Origin of the sequence: Pseudomonas sp. GL-R-19, from assembly GCF_019956375.1 — a bacterium.
In the GTDB taxonomy this organism is placed as follows: domain Bacteria; phylum Pseudomonadota; class Gammaproteobacteria; order Pseudomonadales; family Pseudomonadaceae; genus Aquipseudomonas.
Genome location: NZ_JAHBDJ010000057.1, coordinates 1 through 20412, shown reverse-complemented (window position 1 = coordinate 20412; position 20412 = coordinate 1). Strand labels below are relative to the sequence as shown.

The window sequence follows — 20412 nt, the reverse complement described above, 5'->3', positions numbered from 1 at the left end:
CGGGTACTGGGAAGCAAGAACTTCTTCCCACAGGTGGGTATTGAAGAAGACGTTAGCGAAGTCATGGCTGCATTTCTCGGCCAGTACTTTATCAGCAGTCCTGAGCGCGACTTGCCAAGTGAACTGATCGTCAATGTGGTCCACGACGACTTTCCAACGCTGATCGCCGCCATCGACGAGTTGCGCGGTCGTGAACTGACCATCAGCCATCGCGTGCGGGGTACGCGGGCGCGCTGGCAACAATTGGCGGTGACCAATGCCGAGCAGGCACTGAGTGCGCGGCTGGCGAATCGTCAGCACATTACGGAACGCTTCGATGCGCTGGCGCAAGTACTGAAGCTGGATGAGCCTCCTCAACGACTTGAGTGCTATGACATCAGTCATTCCAGTGGCGAGGCGACGGTGGCGTCCTGCGTGGTCTTCGGCCCCGAAGGCCCGATCAAATCCGATTACCGCCGGTATAACATCGAGGGCGTTACGGCCGGCGATGACTACGCGGCGATGCATCAGGCGTTGACCCGACGCTTCAGCAGGCTGAAGGACGGGGAGGGCAAGCTGCCGGATATCCTGTTGGTGGATGGCGGTAAAGGTCAGTTGTCCATGGCCCGCGACGTGCTCGATGAATTGGCCGTGCCTGACCTGATTCTGCTCGGCGTGGCAAAAGGCGCGACGCGCAAGGCCGGTTTCGAAACCCTGTACCTGAACGACGCTGCACATGAGTTCACGTTGCGCGGCGATTCTCCTGCGTTGCACCTGATCCAGCAGATTCGCGACGAAGCCCACCGGTTTGCCATTACCGGGCACCGCGCCCGGCGTGGAAAAACCCGTCGGACGTCTACACTGGAAGGCGTCGCCGGCGTCGGCCCTACACGTCGGCGTGACTTGTTGAAACATTTTGGTGGATTGCAGGAGCTGTCTCGTGCAAGCATCGAAGAAATTGCCAAAGCCCCCGGGATCAGTAAAAAGCTCGCAGAGTTGATTTATGCAAATCTGCACAGCGAGTAGAATGCCCCCTCACCTCGTAGCCAGTTGTGCCGATGAATATCCCTAATCTGATTACCGTTCTACGCGTTCTACTCATACCGATCTTCATTTTGCTGTTCTACCTGCCTTACCAGTGGAGCTACCTGGCATCCGCCTCGGTCTTCGCATTCGCTGCCGCCACCGACTGGCTGGACGGGTATCTGGCCCGCCGTCTGGAGCAAAGCACGCCATTCGGGGCTTTCCTCGATCCGGTTGCCGACAAGCTGATGGTTGCGGTTGCACTGGTACTGTTGGTACAGGAACACGGAAACCTGTGGCTCACGCTGCCTGCCGCCGTGATCATCGGTCGCGAGATTGTCGTCTCGGCGCTGCGCGAATGGATGGCCGAACTGGGTGCTCGTGCCCACGTCGCCGTATCGAACCTGGGCAAATGGAAAACTGCCGCACAAATGCTGGCGCTGGTGATCCTGCTGGCCAATCCCAAGGATTTCAGTTTCTGGGTCTTGCTGGGTTATACGTTGCTGATGGTGTCGGCTGGCCTGACTTTGTGGTCGATGGTCCAGTACTTGCGGGCTGCCTGGCCACATCTGAAGACCGACGTTGAAAAGAAATAAAACTTTTTTGAATCAAAGGGTTGACGGGGCTTCTGGAATCTATAGAATGCGCCACACCAAGACGCGGGAATAGCTCAGTTGGTAGAGCACGACCTTGCCAAGGTCGGGGTCGCGAGTTCGAGTCTCGTTTCCCGCTCCAAGTTTGTACGCATTTGATGTCGCGCTACTAGACAACAAATGTTTTGAGGCCGAGTAGCAAAATGGTTATGCAGCGGATTGCAAATCCGCCTACGCCGGTTCGATTCCGACCTCGGCCTCCACTAATAAACGAGCTCCGTAGATCTATGATTTACGGAGCTTTTTTATTTGCAGTAGCCTGCAAGATTTAGTCTTGAAAAGGGTATTTGCGAACTTGCTTCACCGGGGCTGGATGTATATATTTCCACCTCTGCTGCACAAGCGTCAGGACTGCCAGATCGTTATTTGACAGAACCTGGACGCTTCACCGCGCTACCGCCCGAATGGCGAAACTGGTAGACGCATGGGACTTAAAATCCCCCGCTCGTAAGGGCGTGCCGGTTCGATTCCGGCTTCGGGCACCATGAATATCAAGGGCTTGCGTGAGATACCTCATGCAGGCCCTTAGTTTTTTATTGCCGCAATTTTTGAATCTTGCCGCAATTCCTACTTTGTTGACGTCACTTTCTTACCTTTTCGGTTACGGATGTAATGCTTGGTCATCACGACGGTGGTGTGATCTAGTTGGTCTATCGCCTCTCGAATGTTGCCGGTTAACGCCGGGCTGCACTTTCTGGGCACGAACGCTCGCACCGCCGAGGGCTACCACGGCAATTTCTACTTCGACGAATTCTTCTGGACGTTCAAGTTCAACGAACTGAACAAAGTTGCCAGCGGCATGGCGATGCAGAAGCAATACCTGCGCACCTATTTTTCGACGCCGTCGAGCATGGCCCACGAGGCCTACACGTTCTGGACCGGTGAGCGCTTCAACAAGGGCAAACCGGCGGCCCAACGGCTCACGTTGGACGTGTCCCACGACAACCCGAACAGCGTGTGGGTGAAGGATGCTGTGGCTGCCTACGTGTCTGCGGCTGTTCAAATGCTGAGTTGAGCGCCTGACCGGCGGAGTTTCCCAGCCGGCCGACGATAGTGAAATATCACTGGCCGGCAGTCGTCATGGAGCCAGGCATTTATCGCTTCCCCTTCATACAGACTACGGAAAGATAAGCACCCCAAAGAACACCACACAGGGCAAGTATGAGCTCCGGATTGAAAATGCCCTGATCGACCGGCCCCACCAGTATTTCGCTATAAAGGCACATGGCGCCCGCGATCAACGCAATAAAGTAGCCGGTCCGGGTTCTAGTCCGGCGCAGCAACAGAACCTTTTTCAGACCCTCGTCTTTCCATTCTTGAAGGGGCATGAGTTGGATCTCCTCCAGCAACACCACACCCCACAGCAACGCACACAACCAATAACCTATCATCATAATGTCCTCCAGTTAGAACATTGGTTCAACATGAATGCAGCGCGCACTCCGCGCTCAACTTACGAATATCGATTCCAGAGTCTTTTCTGACTCGTGCAATTTGCTCACATGCATATCCATATCCTGAAGCAGACGAGAAGGTTCAAGCGGCTGCCATGGACGGGGAGTCCGAGCGGAGCACGCCCGGTCTCGTTGCCAGTGGTCGCATCCCGCTGGACCAGGTCGGCGGCGTCGAAGTCATACTCCCAGCGGTGTCCCATGCGCGTTTGCACAGATGGAACAGAACTATCAAGGTTGAGGCCAGCACGATTTCTGTCGCAAGCAGCTGATTGGCGTCCAACTCCACGCGAGGCCACCATACATAGAGAATGAACCGTGCGGCATCCGGCGTGGCAAACGCTATGGCCACTGCCAGCAAGGTGATGACGCCATGCGACATGACGTGCCGCAGCACGGCGAGAAAGTCGTGTTCTTTGCTGATTGGTTCCATGGGGTACCGCTCCCATTTGGGAATGATTGCCAGCAGAAAAAATCTTCTGATAACAAGGACTGGGCTAAACGCTCCAACATGCGGCGCATGATGGCCAGTTCATGGTTCTTGTCGTAGAAGGCGTAGGCTCCCGCTTTTGTGAAGTACCTCCAATCTGTCGGAGCTGCGCAATTGCTGACCACGATGACTTTTGTCCGCGGATACTCGGCCGCGACCACACGCAATACTTCCATGCCCTGACCGTCGCCGAGGTTGACGTCCAGCAAGACGACATCGGGCGGTTCACGCCGGATGGCAGCGATGGCGGTCGATGCGCGGTGGAACACCCCGGCAAGTGACAGGCCCGCGATCTGCGGCAACACCGTGCGCCGCAGCGCTGGCACAACGTTCGAATCCTCAACGACAAACAGGCGCAACGGGCCTGTATCTCTGGCTGGCATCAGTGCAGTCAATGGTTCGGTGTGGGTGACCTGCATGATTTCACCTGACTTTTTTGACATGGCGTTACAAGACGCTGACGAAGACAACTCCATTCAGCGGACGGAAATTTTCCGAGAGGTAAATGTGCCTGATTGGAACGGACCCCACCATCGGCGTTAGCCGGAGTTCTTTGTGGCGATATCGGCCAAGCGCTTGTAGTGATTCCACTACAAGCAGGCTGGATCGGGCGACGCTTCGGCGAAGCCGGGCATGTGCTGCGCATCATTCCTGCACAGTTCGTCAAACCGTACCTGACGTTCAATCAGGACGATTCAATGATGCCCGGGCGTTTACCGCAGAGCGTGGAGGATGCCGAGAACGATTGAGTGACTCGGCTGCGTCGGATGGCAGGGTGTTCTAAGTCAACAGGCCGTTTTCAAGTGCATAGCGGGTCAGTTTCGCGTTGCTGTCCATCCCGGTTTTTTCCAGGATACGTGCCCGGTACGTCGTGACGGTACTCGGGCTCAAGTGCAATATCTGCGCGATGCGGACAATTCTCTCGCCTGAAGCAAGGAGCTTTAGCACTTCAAGTTACCGGTCGGATAGCGCTTCGTGGGGTGCCCCGTCGCCTCTGCCGATAGCGCTGACCAGTTTTTCTGCCAGCTCAGGACTGACGTGCTTGCCGCCTGAGGCCACCTTGCGAACTGCCGCAACCGGGGTGGCTGCGGAAATATCCTTGGTGAGGTATCCCGCTGCGCCGTGCTTGATTGCGCGTAACGCATTGGCCTCGACCGAATGCATGCTCAACATCAGAACGGCGAGCCTGGGTCGGTTGCTGCCCTTCGCAACAGGCAGCAACCGAACTACAGCGGCCAGTCACGCCAGGCTATCGTCGGCTAGTAATGGACGGGCGATGGGGCTGAGTGAGGGGGCAATCCAAGCTGATTTAAGGTGCGAGGAAAGGTTGCAGTGAATGTTGTACCGGTGGTGAGAGTAGACGTTACAGCCACTTCGCCGTAGTGCGCCCTTACAATCTCCCGAACGATGAACAGACCCAACCCGACACTTCTGAGTTCGGCATTGTCATGACTGCCACGGATCATCGGTTCGAACAAATCCCCAAGCAACACCTCAGGTATTGGGGTGCCAAAATTGTGCACAGTAATAATGACCGCTTGATCTTCAACGTGTGTAGAAACGGTGACTTCTCTATCGGCGGCGCCGTAGGCGACTGCATTGGCGACCAGGTTGCCGATGAGCTGATAGAGCCGATCACTGTCTGCAGAAAAATCACCTTGCCCATACCGCAGATGGGTCAACTTATGCCCGGGAAAAGCCAGGCTCAACTCGTCCAGGCAATCGGCCACCAGTTCGTGTAGATCAACGGGTTTGGGCAGGACCGAGATACCTCGCCCGACTTGCGTCAAGGTGAAATCCAGCAGATCGGCCACCAGACGCTGTGCGCGCTCTACCGAGTGGGTGATGTGGCCAAGTATTTGTGCTTGTTTAGCATCCATCTCCCTGCGGCCCAGCAGTTCCGCCGCCATTTTTATCGCCGACAATGGGTTACGCAGGTCATGACTGACAATCCCGATAAGCTGCTCGGCGAACAGGGCTCTGTCTTCAGCCGCAGCGTACGTGATACGCAACTTGTCTTGGGTCATATCCAGTACGCGTTGGTCCTTGAGGTGTTTCGCCAAATGCCTTTCGGCAAGCATTCGGGCATTGAGCAGTTCGCGCTCGTACCTTTGGCTATCCGCGGCTTTGAACAGGGTCATTTCATGAAAAATGCCAGCAGAATGCTCACAGCTGATGGCGCTGAGCATCATTGGAATGGAATGTCCGTTGTAGTGAACGAGGTCGAACTTCACATCAGCCACGACGCCCTGTATCTGCATGAGGGGCGCCCAGTACATCTTGTGGAACGTCCTTCCCTCGTGTTTCATCAAGTCCTGGATGTGACGACCGAGCAGCTCTTTTCGCCGGTAGCCTAACCAGCGGCAGAACGTGAGGTTGACCTGTGCGATCTCGCCATTTTCTGCGGTCAGCAGTAAGCCTCCGTCAGCTTCGTCGGAGAGAACGTCAGAACCGGGTTGCGACTCGTCATCTGAGGGCATTTGCATTCACTGACCAATGGGGTCGATATCTGGAAAATTATAGACTCGACTCGCGCAAGGACCCTCAGGATTTGCCCCTTTCGCAGTGATTGGCCTCGACATTCGGGGGTACACCAGCGTGAATGACCGTTTATGGCCGATTCTTTTGAAAAAGTCGCTCTGCCCAAACTGCCTGATCATTGACTGGTTAAAATGCCTTTTTTGCACGCTGCTACGTGAAATCCGAGTCCGGATGCCTCTGCCAAATGTAAAAATTTCAATCTCGGACGCGTACTTTTCTGATGCGCAAACCATGGCTGACTTTTTCAACAGAATCGGCCGGTAGCGGCTTCTCGCCGAAGGGATGTTATTTAGGAAAACAGCGGGAGAATTTCTTGCCGCAAAGTTTTTTAACTCAAGTATTTATTGGGCTGCAAGACAAGCAGTAAGGTGATTTTGAGGTGAGGGTCTTTATATAACCAGCTGATTTATAAATAATTATTCCTGGACTTAAAATCCCCCGCTCGTAAGGGCGTGCCGGTTCGATTCCGGCTTCGCTGAAGTCAGGTCGCTGGCATCGGACTCGTAACTGCATTGGGTTCGTCTCGATACGTCCAGAAGCACCGCTAGCGTTTGCTGGCTGGCGCCTATGCGTTTGCGCTCCGTTCGAAGCCGACTAAAGATTGAATCCATGACCTTATCCTGCTGTTATCGAGTCGTAGAGCTGCCTCAGGCGCTGAACCGCCGGGGCGATATCCGGCTCCTTGATGCCTCCGTACCCCAGAACCAGAAGATCATCATCGACGGTTGCATCAAGCTGGTAGGAGCCCCTCAGGGTCAGGCCAAACTCCGGTGCACGACGAATCATTTCCCGGGCAATGCCTTTGGGGGTAACGGTGACTGCGAGGTGGATTCCCGCAGCGCCTGCGGAGAACTGAATCTTAGAGCCAAACTGCTGGAGCAGACTTCTCTGCAAGAGATTTCTTCTTCCAGCGTACACGGTCCGCATCTTCCGAATGTGGCTCGCGAAGTGCCCCTCCTGGATGAAGTCCGCCATAGCTGCCTGGACGGGGAGGAGGCCTGGGCGATACAGCTGGGTCATCCCTTTGCTGAAGGCGTCAGCCAGGGGCTCAGGTACCACCAGGTAGCTCAAGCGCAGACCAGGGAAAGCCACCTTGCTGAAGGTCCCGAGATAGATAACTCGGTGCTTGGTATCGAGCCCCTGCAGGGATGGCAGAGGCTCGGTGTCGTAGCGAAACTCGCTGTCGTAGTCGTCCTCGAGGATCCAGATGTTCCGCGCATCGCTGAACGCAAGCCACTCCCGGCGGCGCTGCAGCGACATGATGTTGCCAGTGGGGTATTGATGCGATGGCGTGATGAACGCGAAGCGGGGATTAGCCTCGTTGGCCAACTCAGGAAGGCAGGCCCCATCCGAGTCGATTGCAATGGGTTGAGCAGCGAGGCCGGCGGCTGAAAAGACGACTGGAGCTCCCCAGTGGCAAGGCGTCTCGATCAATACGCTGTCACCCGGATCACTCAACAATTTTGCCACCAGATCCAACGACTGGTGCGTGCCCATCGTGATGATGATCTGCTCGGATCTGCACTTTACCGCCCTGGATGCATACAGGTAGGAGGCGAGCGCCTCACGAAGCCGGCGGTATCCCCCGTGCTCAACGTACCCGGTGAGCTCCATATGGTTTTTCCGGAAGTACCTGTTCTGCAGCCGCTTCCAGATGTGGAAGGGGAAAAGGTCTGCATCGGCTACACCAGGCACGAAGGCGCCACCGGCGTTGGCGAGGCCAGTGACCCTGGACGTTATCGCCAAGCCGCGGCGTGAAAGCAGAGCTGCTGTGTACTCGGCTTCCTCAACCTTCTTCGGTAGATAGGTTTGCGGAAGAGTGTCCGCTACGTACGTACCGCTGCCGGGGCGTGAATACAGATAGCCCTCCTCGGTGAGCCGCTCGTACGCCAGTGACACGGTGATACGGGAAATTTGTAATTGGTCGGCCAGAGATCGCGTGGACGGCATTTTGAAATCCACGGGCAACCTCCCCCGAAGGATGGAGTCTTGGATGATTTGATAGATCTGCCTCTGCAGCGTTTCACTGCCTTCCCTATCAAGCTTCCCAACCAAAAAGTCGTGGATTCGCGCGCTCATAAACTGGACCCAAGCTCAGCAAGTATTTGCGCGTAAAAGATAAGTCCAATAGCGAGCGATGTCAGCCCGTATTTCAAAATCGACCCGGAACCCACGCTCATGCGCATCCTGGCCCCGGTAGCCGGACCTCAGCCTGAACTGTCTTGAGGCTGTGCTGGCGCTTTTCGAAGGGGGTCTAAAAGTGGACTTATAAACTAGATAACTCTGGCTCTAATCGTTCTGTCCAATCTGCATTATCGTCACTTCCGCTGCGCAGAGCAGCCGCTGATTCCGATGTTTATTCAGAGTGACGATCCGTGAAAACTCAAACCAATGCGCCGAATGATCATGTCCTCACCGCTGCTGTTCCGCAGGCCTCTGACGAGCAGGCGCAGGCCGTGGCGTTGGAGCAGTTCGGTCTGCACTGCCAGGCACAACTGCTCGCCGGCGAACGTGACCTGAACTTCCATCTTCGCTGCCAGGATGGCCGTCAGTTCCTGCTGAAGGTTTCCAACTCAGCAGAGGACGTCAACGTAGCCGACTTCCAGAACAAGGCGCTTCTTCACGTCGAGCGCACGGATCCCACCCTGCCCGTATCGCGTGTTTATCCGAACCAGTCCGGCACCTATCAGATTCCGGTCGAACTGGGTGGACAACAGGTCTTGGTGCGCCTGCTCTCCTTCGTCGAGGGTGTACCGCTCAACAGGATCGAAGCTCCCAGCCAAGTGCTGAGTGAGAACCTGGGCGTACACCTGGCTCGCTTGGGCATTGCCCTGCGCGGCTTCTTCCATCCGGCTGCCGGCCATGAGCTTCTGTGGGACATCAAGCACTGTTCGCGCATGGGCAGTTTGCTGGATCTGATTCCCGATCTCGAAGGCCGGAGCCTGGTAGCCCGGTTCCTCGAGAACTTCGAAACCTACGCGCTCCCACGTCTTCAAGGTCTCCGTGGTCAGGTCATTCACAACGACCTCAACTTCCACAACGTGATCGTTGAACGTGATCGTCCGGAGAACATCCGCAATATCCTTGACTTCGGCGACATGGTGCATGCGCCGCTGATAAACGATCTGGCCGTGGGCGCCTCCTACCAGTTGGGCGCTGGCGAGCACGTTCTATCCCAGGCGCTGCCCTTCATCGGTGCGTACAACAGCGTATGCCCGCTGGAAGAGGTTGAGCAGGAGATCCTCTTCGATCTCATTGCTGCACGCATGGTGATGACCGTCGCCATCACGAACTGGCGCGCGACGATGTATCCGGAAAACCGAGCGTACATCCTGCGCAATGCCCCATCCGCGTGGGTCGGCCTCCGTGGATTCTCAAACATTCCCCGTGGACTCGCTCAAGAACAAATCGCTCGCATCTGCTCGAAGGAGGCAGTGGCATGACAATGGTTAATGGCTTCACGGCGACCGACGCCGAACATCTCTCCCAGGAAGAGCGCGGGCTCATCGCGCGCCGCGACCAGACCCTCGGCCCGGCATATCGCCTCTTCTACGAGCGTCCCCTGCACATCGTGAAGGGGGAGGGCGTGTGGCTCTACGACGCCGACGGCAAGCGCTACCTGGACGCCTACAACAACGTCGCATCGATCGGTCACTGCAACCCGCACGTGGTCAACGCGATCTGCGAGCAGGTGAAGGTGCTGAACACGCATACGCGCTATCTGCACGAGGGCATCCTGAACTATGCAGACAAACTGCTGGCGACGTTCCCTTCGTACTTGAATCACGTGATGTTCACCTGTACCGGCAGCGAAGCGAACGACCTGGCCTTGCGAATCGCCAAGCAGTACACCGGCGGTACTGGCGTGATCGTCACCGAACTCGCCTACCACGGCATCACTGACCTGGTGTCTGCTGTCTCTCCCTCGTTGGGAGCAGGCGTCGAGCTGGGCACGTTCGTCCGCAAAGTCCGCGCACCTGATGCCTACCGCCTAGGCGTCGAAAATGTTGCGCGGGTCTTCGTGGAGGATGTCCGCGCGGCCATCGATGACATGCGCGCCAATGGCATCAAGCCTGCGGCCATTCTCTTCGACGGCATTTTTGCCAGCGATGGCGTACTGTCCGACCCTGCCGGCTTTGCGAAGGATGCAATCACCCTGGCGAAGCAGGAAGGCCTGCTGTACATCGCCGACGAAGTCCAATCCGGCTTCGGGCGCACTGGCTCCCATCTCTGGGGCTTCCAGCGCCACGGCGTCGAGCCCGATATCGTGACCATGGGTAAACCCATGGGCAATGGTCAGCCGATCGCCGCCGCGGTCATGCGCTCTGATGTCGTCGAAGAGTTCGGCCGTACCGCTCGCTACTTCAACACCTTCGGTGGCAACCCGGTGTCCTGTGCTGCGGCTAATGCCGTGTTGGACGTCATCCAGAACGAAGGACTGCTGCGCAACTGCGCGTCGGTCGGTGCTTACCTGAAGGCTGGAATCGAGGAGCTTGCCAAGCGTTACGAAGTCATCGGCGACGTTCGCGGCGCAGGCCTGTTCCTAGGGGTTGAGCTGGTTAGCGATCGCTCCACCAAAACCCCCGATGCCGACGCCACGCGCCAGGTGGTCAACGGGCTGCGTGAGCGCGGCGTGCTGATCAGTTCTGCCGGTCCGATGGAAAACATTCTGAAGGTTCGTCCTCAGCTGATCTTCCAGCGAGCGCAGGCGGACATCTTCATCGAAACCCTCGACAGCGTACTTGGCGATCTCAAGTAAGCGCTGCCAAGGCCGGAGTGGGGGCGCGAGATGTTCCCACTTCGCCTAGGAAATTTTGGTCACTGTCTAGTAACGGAGGTACGTGATTGCTCCCCAGATAATTTGAATACGATCAACCGGGACAGTTAGGTTTCTGCAAGCAATTTTATTCGCTTCAGTGCCACCCAGATCTCTGTCGTAGCTGCCGTGAGAAAAATAGGTTTTCAACTCACAACAAGAGATCTTCCTGTCTTCCAAATCTACTTTTTGCTAATTAAAACAATTACATGCAGCTTTATAGGAGCGCAGCAATGAACGCAAAAGTACTGGGTCTTGTGGCACTGAGTGGGTTGGCAATCGCGGGGAATGCGATGGCAGAGAGCGTCACCGTTATCTCGTACGGCGGGGCGAGTAAGGATGCTCAGATCACGGCTTTCTACAAGCCGTTCGAGAAGGAAGCCAGTACGGAAGTGATCGCCGGTGAGTGGAACGGTGAGATGGCCAAGGTGAAAGCCATGGTAGACACCAAGAGCGTGAACTGGGACATCCTAGACGTGGAGGACAACGATCTCGCGCGGGGTTGTGGCGATGGGCTGTTCGAGCAGCTCGACTACAAGCGTCTAGGGATCAAGGAGCCTCTGGTCAACGGCGCGCAGACCGAATGCGGCGTAGGTATTTTCGTTTGGTCGAATGTGCTCGCGTACAACGCTGACAAGCTCAAGGTCGCGCCCACTGGGTGGAAAGATTTCTGGGACCTGAAGAAGTTTCCTGGCAAGCGCAGTTTGCGCAAGTCTGCGCGCGGCGCCCTTGAATTCGCCCTCATGGCGGATGGCGTAGCTCCGGCTGATATTTACAAGGTGCTCTCCACGCCGGTGGGCGTCGATCGTGCCTTCAAGAAGCTGGATGAGATCAAGCCGAACATTCAGTGGTGGGAAGCTGGCGCTCAGCCGCCGCAGTACCTCATGTCCGGTGACGTAGTGATGAGCTCGTCCTATAACGGCCGCATCCACGTCGCTCAGCAGAACGGGGCCAATCTGAAGATCGTCTGGGACGGCAACCTCTACCAGTTCGATGAATGGGCCATTCCGAAAGGGACTCCCAATCTGGACGCGGCTTACAAATTCATTTCGTTTGCCATGCGGCCGGAACAACAGAAGCTGTACACCGAAAAAATGGCGTACGGCCCGACCAACACTGCAGTTTCGGCACTGCTCGATAAGAAGCTCGCCAGTGAGCTGCCGACGCATCCGGAAAACATGAAGAACGCGTTGCAAATGGACGTCGAATTCTGGACCGATAACGGCGAATCCCTGGAGCAACGCTTCATGTCCTGGGCCAGCAAGTAACCAGTGGCACCGAGTCACCGTGAGCTCCATCTCTTGGAAAAAAACAGTCGACTCCATCGTTGGCAGTTCAGGCCGCCGATTCGTGCGCGCGAGCGCACTATCGGAGTCCTTGGCCTGGTAAATCTCGGGAAGGCTATTGCCGAAGCCCTGGCCGGAGATGGATTCCAAGTACTGGGTTGGAGCATTACGTCAAAATCTCTTCCAAATATCACGTCCTATATCTGGAGTGAACGACCTCGAAGAGTTGGCTGCAAATGTTGACATGCTGATCAACGTGCTGCCGCTGACTCCAGCCACACACGGAGTTCTTAATTTCAGATTGTTCGAGTGCTTCAAACGTCCGGTACAGCTCATAAATATTGGGCGTGGTGCGCACCTGGTCGAAGCTGACCTGCTGTCTGACCTGCACGCAGGACTGATTGCCGGGGCGATGTTGGACTTAGCTTCTGTCGAACCCTTACCCATAGAAAGCCCCCTTTGGGATCCGACATTTTGATCACTCCGCACGTCGCCGGACTTTCAACGCCCAGCAGTGTCTCCCAGCAAATGGCAAAGAACATAAAACTTGCTCTTGAAGGTCGAGCGCTTACAAATCAAGTCGGTCTCTCCAAGGGGTATTAGTTATTCCTTGTAGAGGTTAAAAGTTGCCTGACTCAATTTGGTAACGGTGCCAAACATGTATGGGCTTGACCTCCTACCAATACAACAATCAGAGGTAGTAGTACGATGGATACAAGTTTTGCTGTAAGTAAAGATCAGGGCCAGGAGACCAGCCTGAAGGCGGGATTAAAACCCCGACATTTGACGATGATGTCTATCGCGGGTGTTATTGGCGGTTCTCTGTTCGTGGGTTCTGGTAGCGTCATTCATAGTGCCGGCCCCGCGGCAGTTCTAGCGTATCTTGCTGGCGGGATTCTCATGATGCTCATCATGAGGATGCTCGGTGAGATGGCAACCTCTTCCCCCGATACTGGATCGTTCTCTACCTACGCCGACCGCGCTATCGGGCGCTGGGCGGGATTCACCATCGGTTGGCTGTATTGGGGTTACTGGGTAATCCTCATGGCCTGGGAATCCTACGTGGCCGGAAAGATCCTGCACAACTGGGCACCCGGCATAAGCGTTAACGTCTTCGTGCTGGCCACGACTCTGGTGCTTATCAGCATCAACTTCTTCAATGTCAAAAACTACGGAGAATTTGAGTTCTGGTTTGCCCTGATCAAGGTAGTGGCCATCTTCAGCTTCCTGGCAATTGGCAGCCTTGCAGTGCTCAATATCTGGAGTTTCGGCCCTGTTAGCGGAATCAGCAATTTAACCGAACACGGGTTTATGCCGAATGGCTTTGATCCCGTAGTAGGTGCCATGCTCGGGGTTATGTTCGGCTTCCTTGGTGCGGAAATCGCGACTATCGCAGCATCGGAGTCTGACAACCCGTCGCGTCAAATTGTTAAGACCACTAAATCGGTGATTTGGCGTGTCGCACTGTTCTATGTCGGCTCCATCTTCCTGATCGTATGCCTGGTGCCGTGGAATGACCCGATGCTGGGCGAATCCGGCTACGGCTCGTACCGCCGTACTCTCGAACTGCTTGGCATCCCTGGGGCTGAGCTGATCATGAATGTTGTGGTGCTGACATCTGTGAGCAGTTGCATGATCTCTGCCCACTACACGGCGTCCCGTATGCTGTTTTCGCTCGCGAGTCGTGGTGACGCACCGGCTATTTTCAAAATTACCTGGCAAAAAACCGGTGTGCCTATCTATGCCGTCATCGGTTCTTGCGCGATTTCCGTGGTTCTAGCGCTCATTAACTTCAGCGAAACTCTGCGCCCCAAAGATGTGCTCGATACGCTGATGAACACTACCGGCATGATTGCTTTGCTGGTTTATCTGGTGATTGCGTATTCGCAGCTTAAAATGCGTCGCAAGCTCAAGGACCAAAGCCAAGATATCCCGCTCAAAATGTGGCTCTATCCTTGGCTTACCTGGGCAGTGATTGTGTTCATTCTGGCGTGCATCGTGATCATGGCTTGCATGCCTGAATACCAAGTCCTGGTTGTGTCTACAGGTGGTGCAGGGATCCTCGTCGCACTGATCGGCATCGTCCATCAGCTGCGCTGCAATTCCCGCTAAGCCACGCTATTGGTTCGGATATCTGGCAGCCAATGCTGAGCAGCTTCGTGATTAAGCGGAGCTGATCACTAGCATGGGCCAGGCGGCGGACAGGATGTCTGCCGCCGGTAGGGGTACTTTGCGAATGCTGCTTCTAGAATGGGCATGGGGGAATAACGTGCGAAATTGCATTTCACCATCGACGGTAAATGCCAAGGAGCACTGATGAGTTATGGAATTTTCGGTGGCGCTTACCGCCCCCGGGCGCCGGTGAAACACAAAGTATTCGTGAGCTACCATCACCACAGTGACCAGGCTTGCTACAACGCTTTTTCAAACGCATTTCATGTTACCTGCGATGTGATCTACGACAACTCCCTTGAGCGCAGCATCGATAGCGATGACGTCAATTACGTGATGCGCCGTATTCGGGAAAATCACATCACCGGCACGTCTTGTACGATCGTATTTGTTGGCGCGGAAAGCTCAAAGCGGAATTACATCGATTGGGAAATCTCGGCGACACTTGAAAAAGGTCACGCCCTGATTGGCGTACGCCTACCCACTGCGGAGTCACCACCGATGGTGTACATCACTCGGCCATCGAGCACTTCGCCCTGAGTGCCCAGGCGGTAATCGCCTTCGGCGGCGTGGGCATGCGTGGCCATGGTCGAACAGTTGGCCGCCGTTAGCGTTATTACACGCCAGGCGAGAGATCTCGAGTCTAAGAACAATGCCGATGCGACCGGGCGCGACTTCTGCGGTCATGCGTGTAAAGCCGGTCCCGCAAGTGATGCTGAGTCCAGAATGTCCAAATTTTCGTTGACAGCATGACTTTCAGTCGTCCGGTGGCAGGTCTGCATGGGGGAGGGAACAATTGCATCCTTGCTCTTCTGTTCCGCCGCAGCAAAGGACCAATAATCGGGTGAGTTCGGAGTAAATCACCAAGTGAGCCGTTGGCGTCGATCTGTGAGGTCTTGGGAGCGTTGTATGGAGGGGCGAAGACGGTCCAGTCAACCAGAAGTAATTCGCGTGATTCATTGGGGAAAATCAGCAGAAGGTGCGATCGTCCAATGTGCTTCCGTTATTTATTGACGAGCGTCAACAGCTAGCCGAGACCAAGGCTAAGAGTGGGAGAACATCAGCTTTACTCCAGCCGCTCCGAAAACTAGCGCAAGGGTGCCTTCGATCCATCGGCGCGCTCGGCGGTATCCCCGAATCATAGGCGCGGTGGAGAAGACGATCGCATAGCCACAGAAGATAGTGACGCTAAGCACGGCGCAACCGGCCAGAATAATCGCGACTGTTTTTGGCGAAGCTTGCGGCCCCAAGCCAAGGGTCATGGTAGCGATCCAACCGAGTAGTGCCTTGGGGTTTGTGAGATGCATGAGCAAGCCGCGCTGATACAGGCTGAACCCCGAGACTTTTGGCGCGGCCGCTATCTCTTTCTCGAGCCGCTCATTGGACGTTAGAGCAGAGCGGCCTGCTTTGATGGCAAGGAAGAGCAGGTAAGCACCGCCAACCGTTTTTAAGGCGCCCAGCGCTTGCGCATATTGTGCCAGGATCGCTGAGACGCCCGTGGCTGCCATCGATCCCCAGAAAATCGAACCACTGATGACACCCGCTGCTAGCAGGAGCGCAGGCTGCCTGCCTTGGTTCATCGCGACGCCCATTATCCGCATGTTGCTCGGTCCAGGGCTCGCTGCTCCAACAATATAGGCCGTGAATACGAGGAGGAGATGGTGGTAATCAAATGACATTAAAAGCCCCTTAACGAAGTTCTATGCCAGTCAGCGGCTCTGTTGCTAGCAGCCCTATGACGGGGCGATGATGGACGACCACAAGAGCCGACCCGCGCGGACTCCTCTGTAAGCTTCAGTGCGATGCTGTCTGAACGCTATATTTCACGCCCGGATTGGTGGATCTCCGTTACAGACATGGTGAATATCAGTTTTGATTTGCCGTTATTTGAGTAGGCATGAGGTACGTCTGTTTTTGCTACGGCTGAGCAACCCGCAGAAATGCTCAGCTCGGTATCACCTACTGTGAAGTGAAGTGTCCCTTTCTCCACGTGAAATAGCTCAGTAGTGCCGTGAGGATGCCCTGAGGAGGCAAAAGTTTCGCCGGGAAACATTTCCCAGCGCCAAAGCTCAATCATGTTCGGACCACTGGTTCCAGCCAGGAGCCGAGCCGTCCCCCCCAAGTTTCCTGTCCAGAGTGTGGGGATATCCTTACTTTCGATGAGGTGGGCAGATGGGGCGTCGGACACGTTCACGACATCAGCAACTGAAAGGCCCAAAGCAGCAGCGATTTTGCACAGGATCGCGATGCTTGGGTTAGCCGTGCATTTCTCTATCTCGACCACCATGCCCTTGCTGACACCGGAGCGACGGGAAAGCTCGTCGAGAGTGATTTTCCGCTTCTTTCGTTCCTGTTTGAGCCTACGGGAAACTGCCTCGCTAACGGTTTGAACGTCGGCTCCGGTGTTGGTCGGTATATTGACTATTTTGGTCATTGGTCGCTAGTATGAAATGAAATTTAGGATTAAAGGGATTCTCTGATGCTGTCCGTACTGCCGTCAATCGACCAAGACGTAATCAATTTGGCACCTGAGTTCAGAGCGCTCAGCATTGTGGTCGAAGCTGCACCAATCGCCAATCCAGATATTGGCAAGGACGCTTTGTCTCGAGCCTGTCAATCAGTCACGGCGGGTGGTGCACTATGGGCGGAAGCTCACCTGACCGCTTGGGCGGATCTCTTCCGAAAATTTGGTGCCAAGCCGCAGCGCACCCCTTGCTCAGCTGAAGCTCTTCGCAAACGAGTCCTGCGTGACGGTAGTCTGCCGAGTATCGATCCAGTGGTTGATCTCTATAACGCCATCAGCATTGAGTACGCAGTTCCTGTCGGCGGTGAGAACGTCGAAGCCTATGTGGGCTCGCCGCGACTCGCTGTAGCTGATGGGTCGGAACCTTTCGACACCATGAAAGAAGGTGCTCCAGCCCACGAATATCCTGATTCTGGCGAGGTTGTTTGGCGGGACGATAAGGGGGTGACTTGCCGTCGTTGGAATTGGCGCCAGGGCGTCAGAACACGGCTCAGTGCAGATGCGAAGCACATGTGGTTCATTCTGGAAAGTCTGCCGACAATGCCGCTCGAGGCATTGACTGAAGCGGGTGACAAGCTGATAGAAGGCCTGCAACTGATGATGCCAGGCGCTCAGATTGAGAGTGTACTTATCGGTCCAGGTGCCAATTAGTAAATAAGCGAGACGGAACGGGCTGCTTGTGGGGATGCATACGGGGTTATGTCCAATCTCGCCTCGCACCTAGCCTTTTTTATCGGTGGCAATCATGCCCAACCACATCACCTTGGAAAAGCCTGCAGCTGAATCGAAGATCTCTCCACAGCGCATGGTGTCGATTATTGAGCGATGTATGCTTCGGAGTCAGTCCGTCCTGTGGTGATCTAATTGCAGACTCACACAATGGAGTCATGAACTATGTTTACCGGTCTTAGCGCATTTCCTTTGACGCCAATGAATGAGCAGGGTGTGGATGAAGGAGCATTTACTCGCCTTGTGGAGCAACTGGTGGCTGCGAAAGTGGATTCTATCGGTGCGCTCGGGTCTACAGGAAGCTATGCGTACCTTTCTCGGATTGAACGCTCACGAGTTACGCAGTTGGCAGTAGAGGCAGCCGGGAATGTTCCCGTCATGGTAAGCATAGGATCGCTGCGTACACGTGATGTGCTGTTGCTGGCAGAGGATGCGCAAAAGGCGGGAGTCAAAGCATTGTTGCTGCCGCCCGTTTCCTATCAGAAGCTATCAGCTGAAGATGTTTTTTCGCTGTACGAAACGGTCACCGCCAATATCTCCGTCCCGCTATGCGTCTATGACAACCCCGGCACCACCCATTTCGAATTTACTGATGAGCTTCACGGGCGCATTGCCCACCTGCCGAATGTGCACTCGATCAAGATCCCTGGCGTTCCCGAAGCACCAGATCAGGCCAAGGCACGAGTCGATCGCCTTCGGGCGCTGATTCCGGAGCACGTAACGATCGGGGTAAGCGGGGATGTATTTGCTGCTACTGGATTAAACGCAGGCTGTGAGGTCTGGTACTCCGTCATTGGGGGCTTGTTCCCAAAAACAGCACTGGCAATCACGCGTGCTGCGTTGTCAGGTAACGCCGAAGAAGCGACTCGCCTTTCCGAATCTTTGAAACCCCTATGGGCCCTCTTCAGACAATTTGGGGGAAGCTTTCGCGTTGTTGCAACTGCGGCCGAGCTTCGTGGATTGACCAACTATCCGAGCTTGCCGTTGCCACTCAGAACCATAAGTGGAGCAGGGCGTCAGCAAATTGCTGCGGTGATCGACGAGCTCGAACTGAACTGAGCAGTAAGTGCTACGAACGCATCCGAAACGCCGAGCTGCATCTTTACAATGATACAGCTCAGCAGGTGCGGTAGGGCCGATGTTGAGTCGGCTTTGAACGGCGCAGTGGCCCTAATGTTGGGCGAGCAGATCAGTTATAGGAGCAAAGTGAATGTACATCCCCCCTCAGTTTGAAGAGTCTCGTGTTGGCGTTTTGCAAGAAGTCATTATGCGAAATCCGCTTGGGTCACTTGTCACTTGTTCGGATGATGGGATTGACGCCAATCACCTCCCTTTTGAACTTGTGCTCCGCAGCGGGGAGCTTGGGGTGCTGCAGGCGCATGTGGCGCGCAATAATCCCCTATGGCATGAAGTCGCCCAAGGCAGCGAGGTGTTGGTGATATTTCGAGCTCAAGATGCGTATATATCGCCGCAATGGTATCCGAGCAAACAGGATTTCCATCAGCAAGTCCCCACTTGGAACTACCGGGTCGTGCACGCATTTGGTCGTGTGACGTTTCACGATGATGCTCAGTACGTGCGTCGTGTCGTGGCAAAGCTGACCAAGACTAATGAAGCATCTCAGCCAGCACCTTGGAAAATGGCCGATAGTCCCAAGGAGTACATAGATGCCATGCTGAGAAAAATTGTAGGGGTCGAGATCGAAATCACGAGGCTAGTGGGGAAATTCAAGCTCGGTCAGGATGAGGAAGCCCGTGATATCCGAGGTGCTGGCGATGCTTTGGTCTCACGTAATGAGCGAGGAATTGGATTAGCCATGCTTGAGTGCGCTGATAATAAAGACATTTAGCATCTTCCTTCCCACGTACAAAAAGGCGCCTCCCGAAATAAAGGAGCGCCTCTATTAGTGCCTCATAAAAATCATCGGCACTTATGAATTGTCTTTGCAGTGAGGACGCCTCAGCAGAAGGTGGTTTGCTGAGGCGTTTTTTGAGATCGCTGCTTCGGGCCGGCGGGCTCGGCTTACTCAGTTTGAATCACACCGAAGCCTCGCACGACATCTGAGCAGAATTCTCTCACGTTCCTTTTGTGCATCCAGCGCGCGCCATACATGGGCCCGCCAATCAGTGCCTAGAGCTTCAAAAACGTTGTGAAATGGTCCTTGTGATCCAGCAGGATCTCACGAGGCAAGAGAGTCGCCACACGTCCTCGATGCTGCAATCCGTGTGATAGCACGTGTGCAAGAACTTGCTCTTTCGTCATGTTACCTGGTTTTCCATCCTTGAAAATAAACGCAACCGGATCAGACAGTTCGATTGCTGTTATCGACTGGGTGTAGTTCACAAACCATTGATTCGCTGAAGAAAAGTACTCTTCCAGTCGACCTAGGTCTTGTTTCTGTTCGGTCAGGATGGAGTCAAATTCATCCGGTTTTCCCTGCAGTCTGGCAATGAACAGCTGGTCAACAATATTGATATGGGCGAGCCAGTAGAGTGCTTCCTCCATTTCCGTTGGAAATTTTTTTGCCGCGGGGGCTTTCAAGCACTTGAACAGCTCCTCCTCAGACCATGCCTTGTATTTGTAAAGCGAATGAAGAAGGTTCGTGGCACTCATGGTGTTCTTGCGGATTCCACACGCACTTGGACACCCATTCCACGAACACTTGGACAGCGATTCCACGCTGACTTGGACACTCATTCCACGGCCACTTGGACACTGATTCCACGAGCACTTGGACAGTGATTTTCC

21 protein-coding genes, 3 tRNA genes and 2 pseudogenes are annotated in these 20412 nt (G+C 55.1%); 17 read left to right on the top strand and 9 right to left on the bottom strand.

Going from position 1 to position 20412, the window contains the following annotated elements; genetic code table 11:
- From KGA83_RS24750 to KGA83_RS24725, 6 genes and pseudogenes are all read left to right on the top strand, one after another.
- A partial coding sequence (locus tag KGA83_RS24750) for an excinuclease ABC subunit UvrC (protein ID WP_223531111.1) occupies nucleotides 1-1005 on the top strand: 1005 nt, incomplete at its 5' end.
- A 32-nt stretch (nucleotides 1006-1037) separates the two neighbouring features.
- Nucleotides 1038-1598, top strand: coding sequence for a CDP-diacylglycerol--glycerol-3-phosphate 3-phosphatidyltransferase (pgsA, locus tag KGA83_RS24745; RefSeq protein ID WP_007992985.1), 561 nt, complete (start codon nucleotides 1038-1040; stop codon nucleotides 1596-1598).
- Between the two features lie 63 nt (nucleotides 1599-1661).
- Nucleotides 1662-1737, top strand: a tRNA-Gly gene (locus KGA83_RS24740).
- A gap of 47 nt (nucleotides 1738-1784) precedes the next feature.
- Nucleotides 1785-1858, top strand: a tRNA-Cys gene (locus KGA83_RS24735).
- A 195-nt stretch (nucleotides 1859-2053) separates the two neighbouring features.
- Nucleotides 2054-2140 (top strand) — tRNA-Leu (locus KGA83_RS24730).
- A gap of 194 nt (nucleotides 2141-2334) precedes the next feature.
- Nucleotides 2335-2598: pseudogene (locus KGA83_RS24725) on the top strand (terminase large subunit domain-containing protein); the annotation flags it as partial.
- A gap of 151 nt (nucleotides 2599-2749) precedes the next feature.
- Here the strand turns inward: KGA83_RS24725 and KGA83_RS24720 are convergent.
- Nucleotides 2750-3049 (bottom strand): hypothetical protein, encoded by a 300-nt coding sequence (locus KGA83_RS24720; protein ID WP_108217366.1) that lies wholly within the window; start codon nucleotides 3047-3049, stop codon nucleotides 2750-2752.
- Between the two features lie 399 nt (nucleotides 3050-3448).
- Nucleotides 3449-4015 (bottom strand): response regulator, encoded by a 567-nt coding sequence (locus KGA83_RS24715; RefSeq protein WP_108217367.1) that lies wholly within the window; start codon nucleotides 4013-4015, stop codon nucleotides 3449-3451.
- 162 nt (nucleotides 4016-4177) lie between these two features.
- Between KGA83_RS24715 and KGA83_RS24710 the strand changes: the two genes are divergently transcribed.
- Nucleotides 4178-4345 (top strand): hypothetical protein, encoded by a 168-nt coding sequence (locus KGA83_RS24710; protein ID WP_158273943.1) that lies wholly within the window; start codon nucleotides 4178-4180, stop codon nucleotides 4343-4345.
- A 31-nt stretch (nucleotides 4346-4376) separates the two neighbouring features.
- Here the strand turns inward: KGA83_RS24710 and KGA83_RS24705 are convergent, their stop codons facing one another.
- The 4 genes from KGA83_RS24705 to KGA83_RS24690 form a co-directional block, all read right to left on the bottom strand.
- Nucleotides 4377-4544 carry a response regulator transcription factor gene (locus KGA83_RS24705; RefSeq protein WP_223531110.1) on the bottom strand — a complete coding sequence of 56 codons (168 nt, stop codon included), beginning with the start codon at nucleotides 4542-4544 and terminating at the stop codon, nucleotides 4377-4379.
- A gap of 6 nt (nucleotides 4545-4550) precedes the next feature.
- Complete coding sequence (locus tag KGA83_RS24700; protein WP_223531109.1) at nucleotides 4551-4769, bottom strand: hypothetical protein; 219 nt, start codon at nucleotides 4767-4769, stop codon at nucleotides 4551-4553.
- A gap of 86 nt (nucleotides 4770-4855) precedes the next feature.
- Nucleotides 4856-6076 (bottom strand): PAS domain-containing sensor histidine kinase, encoded by a 1221-nt coding sequence (locus tag KGA83_RS24695; RefSeq protein ID WP_108217368.1) that lies wholly within the window; start codon nucleotides 6074-6076, stop codon nucleotides 4856-4858.
- 676 nt (nucleotides 6077-6752) lie between these two features.
- Nucleotides 6753-8216, bottom strand: coding sequence for a PLP-dependent aminotransferase family protein (locus KGA83_RS24690; RefSeq protein WP_108217370.1), 1464 nt, complete (start codon nucleotides 8214-8216; stop codon nucleotides 6753-6755).
- A 296-nt stretch (nucleotides 8217-8512) separates the two neighbouring features.
- Here KGA83_RS24690 and KGA83_RS24685 point away from each other — a divergent pair, with 296 nt between their 5' ends.
- The 7 genes and pseudogenes from KGA83_RS24685 to KGA83_RS24660 all read left to right on the top strand — a co-directional run.
- Nucleotides 8513-9580: a phosphotransferase gene (locus KGA83_RS24685; protein ID WP_108217371.1), complete on the top strand. Its 1068-nt coding sequence runs from the start codon at nucleotides 8513-8515 to the stop codon at nucleotides 9578-9580.
- Entirely contained in the window at nucleotides 9577-10896 is a 1320-nt protein-coding gene (locus KGA83_RS24680) for an aspartate aminotransferase family protein (protein WP_223531108.1), read from the top strand. Before KGA83_RS24685 ends, KGA83_RS24680 begins: the two co-directional genes overlap by 4 nt.
- 290 nt (nucleotides 10897-11186) lie before the next feature.
- Complete coding sequence (locus KGA83_RS24675; protein WP_223531107.1) at nucleotides 11187-12221, top strand: ABC transporter substrate-binding protein; 1035 nt, start codon at nucleotides 11187-11189, stop codon at nucleotides 12219-12221.
- A gap of 3 nt (nucleotides 12222-12224) precedes the next feature.
- Nucleotides 12225-12482 carry an NAD(P)-dependent oxidoreductase gene (locus KGA83_RS30190; protein ID WP_108217581.1) on the top strand — a complete coding sequence of 86 codons (258 nt, stop codon included), beginning with the start codon at nucleotides 12225-12227 and terminating at the stop codon, nucleotides 12480-12482.
- Nucleotides 12379-12717 carry an NAD(P)-dependent oxidoreductase gene (locus KGA83_RS24670; protein WP_108217374.1) on the top strand — a complete coding sequence of 113 codons (339 nt, stop codon included), beginning with the start codon at nucleotides 12379-12381 and terminating at the stop codon, nucleotides 12715-12717. The genes KGA83_RS30190 and KGA83_RS24670 overlap by 104 nt, the downstream gene beginning before the upstream one ends.
- A gap of 230 nt (nucleotides 12718-12947) precedes the next feature.
- Complete coding sequence (locus KGA83_RS24665) at nucleotides 12948-14351, top strand: amino acid permease (RefSeq protein WP_108217375.1); 1404 nt, start codon at nucleotides 12948-12950, stop codon at nucleotides 14349-14351.
- 204 nt (nucleotides 14352-14555) lie between these two features.
- Nucleotides 14556-14843, top strand: a pseudogene (locus tag KGA83_RS24660) (TIR domain-containing protein); the annotation flags it as partial.
- Between the two features lie 611 nt (nucleotides 14844-15454).
- Here the strand turns inward: KGA83_RS24660 and KGA83_RS24650 are convergent.
- Both KGA83_RS24650 and KGA83_RS24645 read right to left on the bottom strand, forming a co-directional pair.
- Entirely contained in the window at nucleotides 15455-16090 is a 636-nt protein-coding gene (locus KGA83_RS24650; RefSeq protein ID WP_108217378.1) for a LysE family translocator, read from the bottom strand.
- Between the two features lie 137 nt (nucleotides 16091-16227).
- A complete protein-coding gene (locus tag KGA83_RS24645) occupies nucleotides 16228-16845 on the bottom strand; it encodes a helix-turn-helix domain-containing protein (RefSeq protein ID WP_223531106.1) in 618 nt (205 codons plus the stop codon).
- Between the two features lie 45 nt (nucleotides 16846-16890).
- Here KGA83_RS24645 and KGA83_RS24640 point away from each other — a divergent pair, with 45 nt between their 5' ends.
- The 3 genes from KGA83_RS24640 to KGA83_RS24630 all read left to right on the top strand — a co-directional run bounded on the left by KGA83_RS24640 (nucleotide 16891) and on the right by KGA83_RS24630 (nucleotide 19513).
- Nucleotides 16891-17586 (top strand): B3/4 domain-containing protein, encoded by a 696-nt coding sequence (locus tag KGA83_RS24640; RefSeq protein ID WP_108217380.1) that lies wholly within the window; start codon nucleotides 16891-16893, stop codon nucleotides 17584-17586.
- Nucleotides 17587-17829: 243 nt separating this feature from the next.
- On the top strand, nucleotides 17830-18723 hold the full coding sequence (locus KGA83_RS24635) for a dihydrodipicolinate synthase family protein (RefSeq protein ID WP_223531105.1): 894 nt from the start codon (nucleotides 17830-17832) through the stop codon (nucleotides 18721-18723).
- 151 nt (nucleotides 18724-18874) lie between these two features.
- Entirely contained in the window at nucleotides 18875-19513 is a 639-nt protein-coding gene (locus KGA83_RS24630; protein WP_223531104.1) for an FMN-binding negative transcriptional regulator, read from the top strand.
- Between the two features lie 281 nt (nucleotides 19514-19794).
- On the opposite strand, the gene KGA83_RS24625 is transcribed toward KGA83_RS24630, so the two are convergent.
- Nucleotides 19795-20412, bottom strand: a 618-nt coding sequence (locus KGA83_RS24625) for a DinB family protein (RefSeq protein WP_223531103.1), incomplete at its 5' end; no start/stop codon positions are given.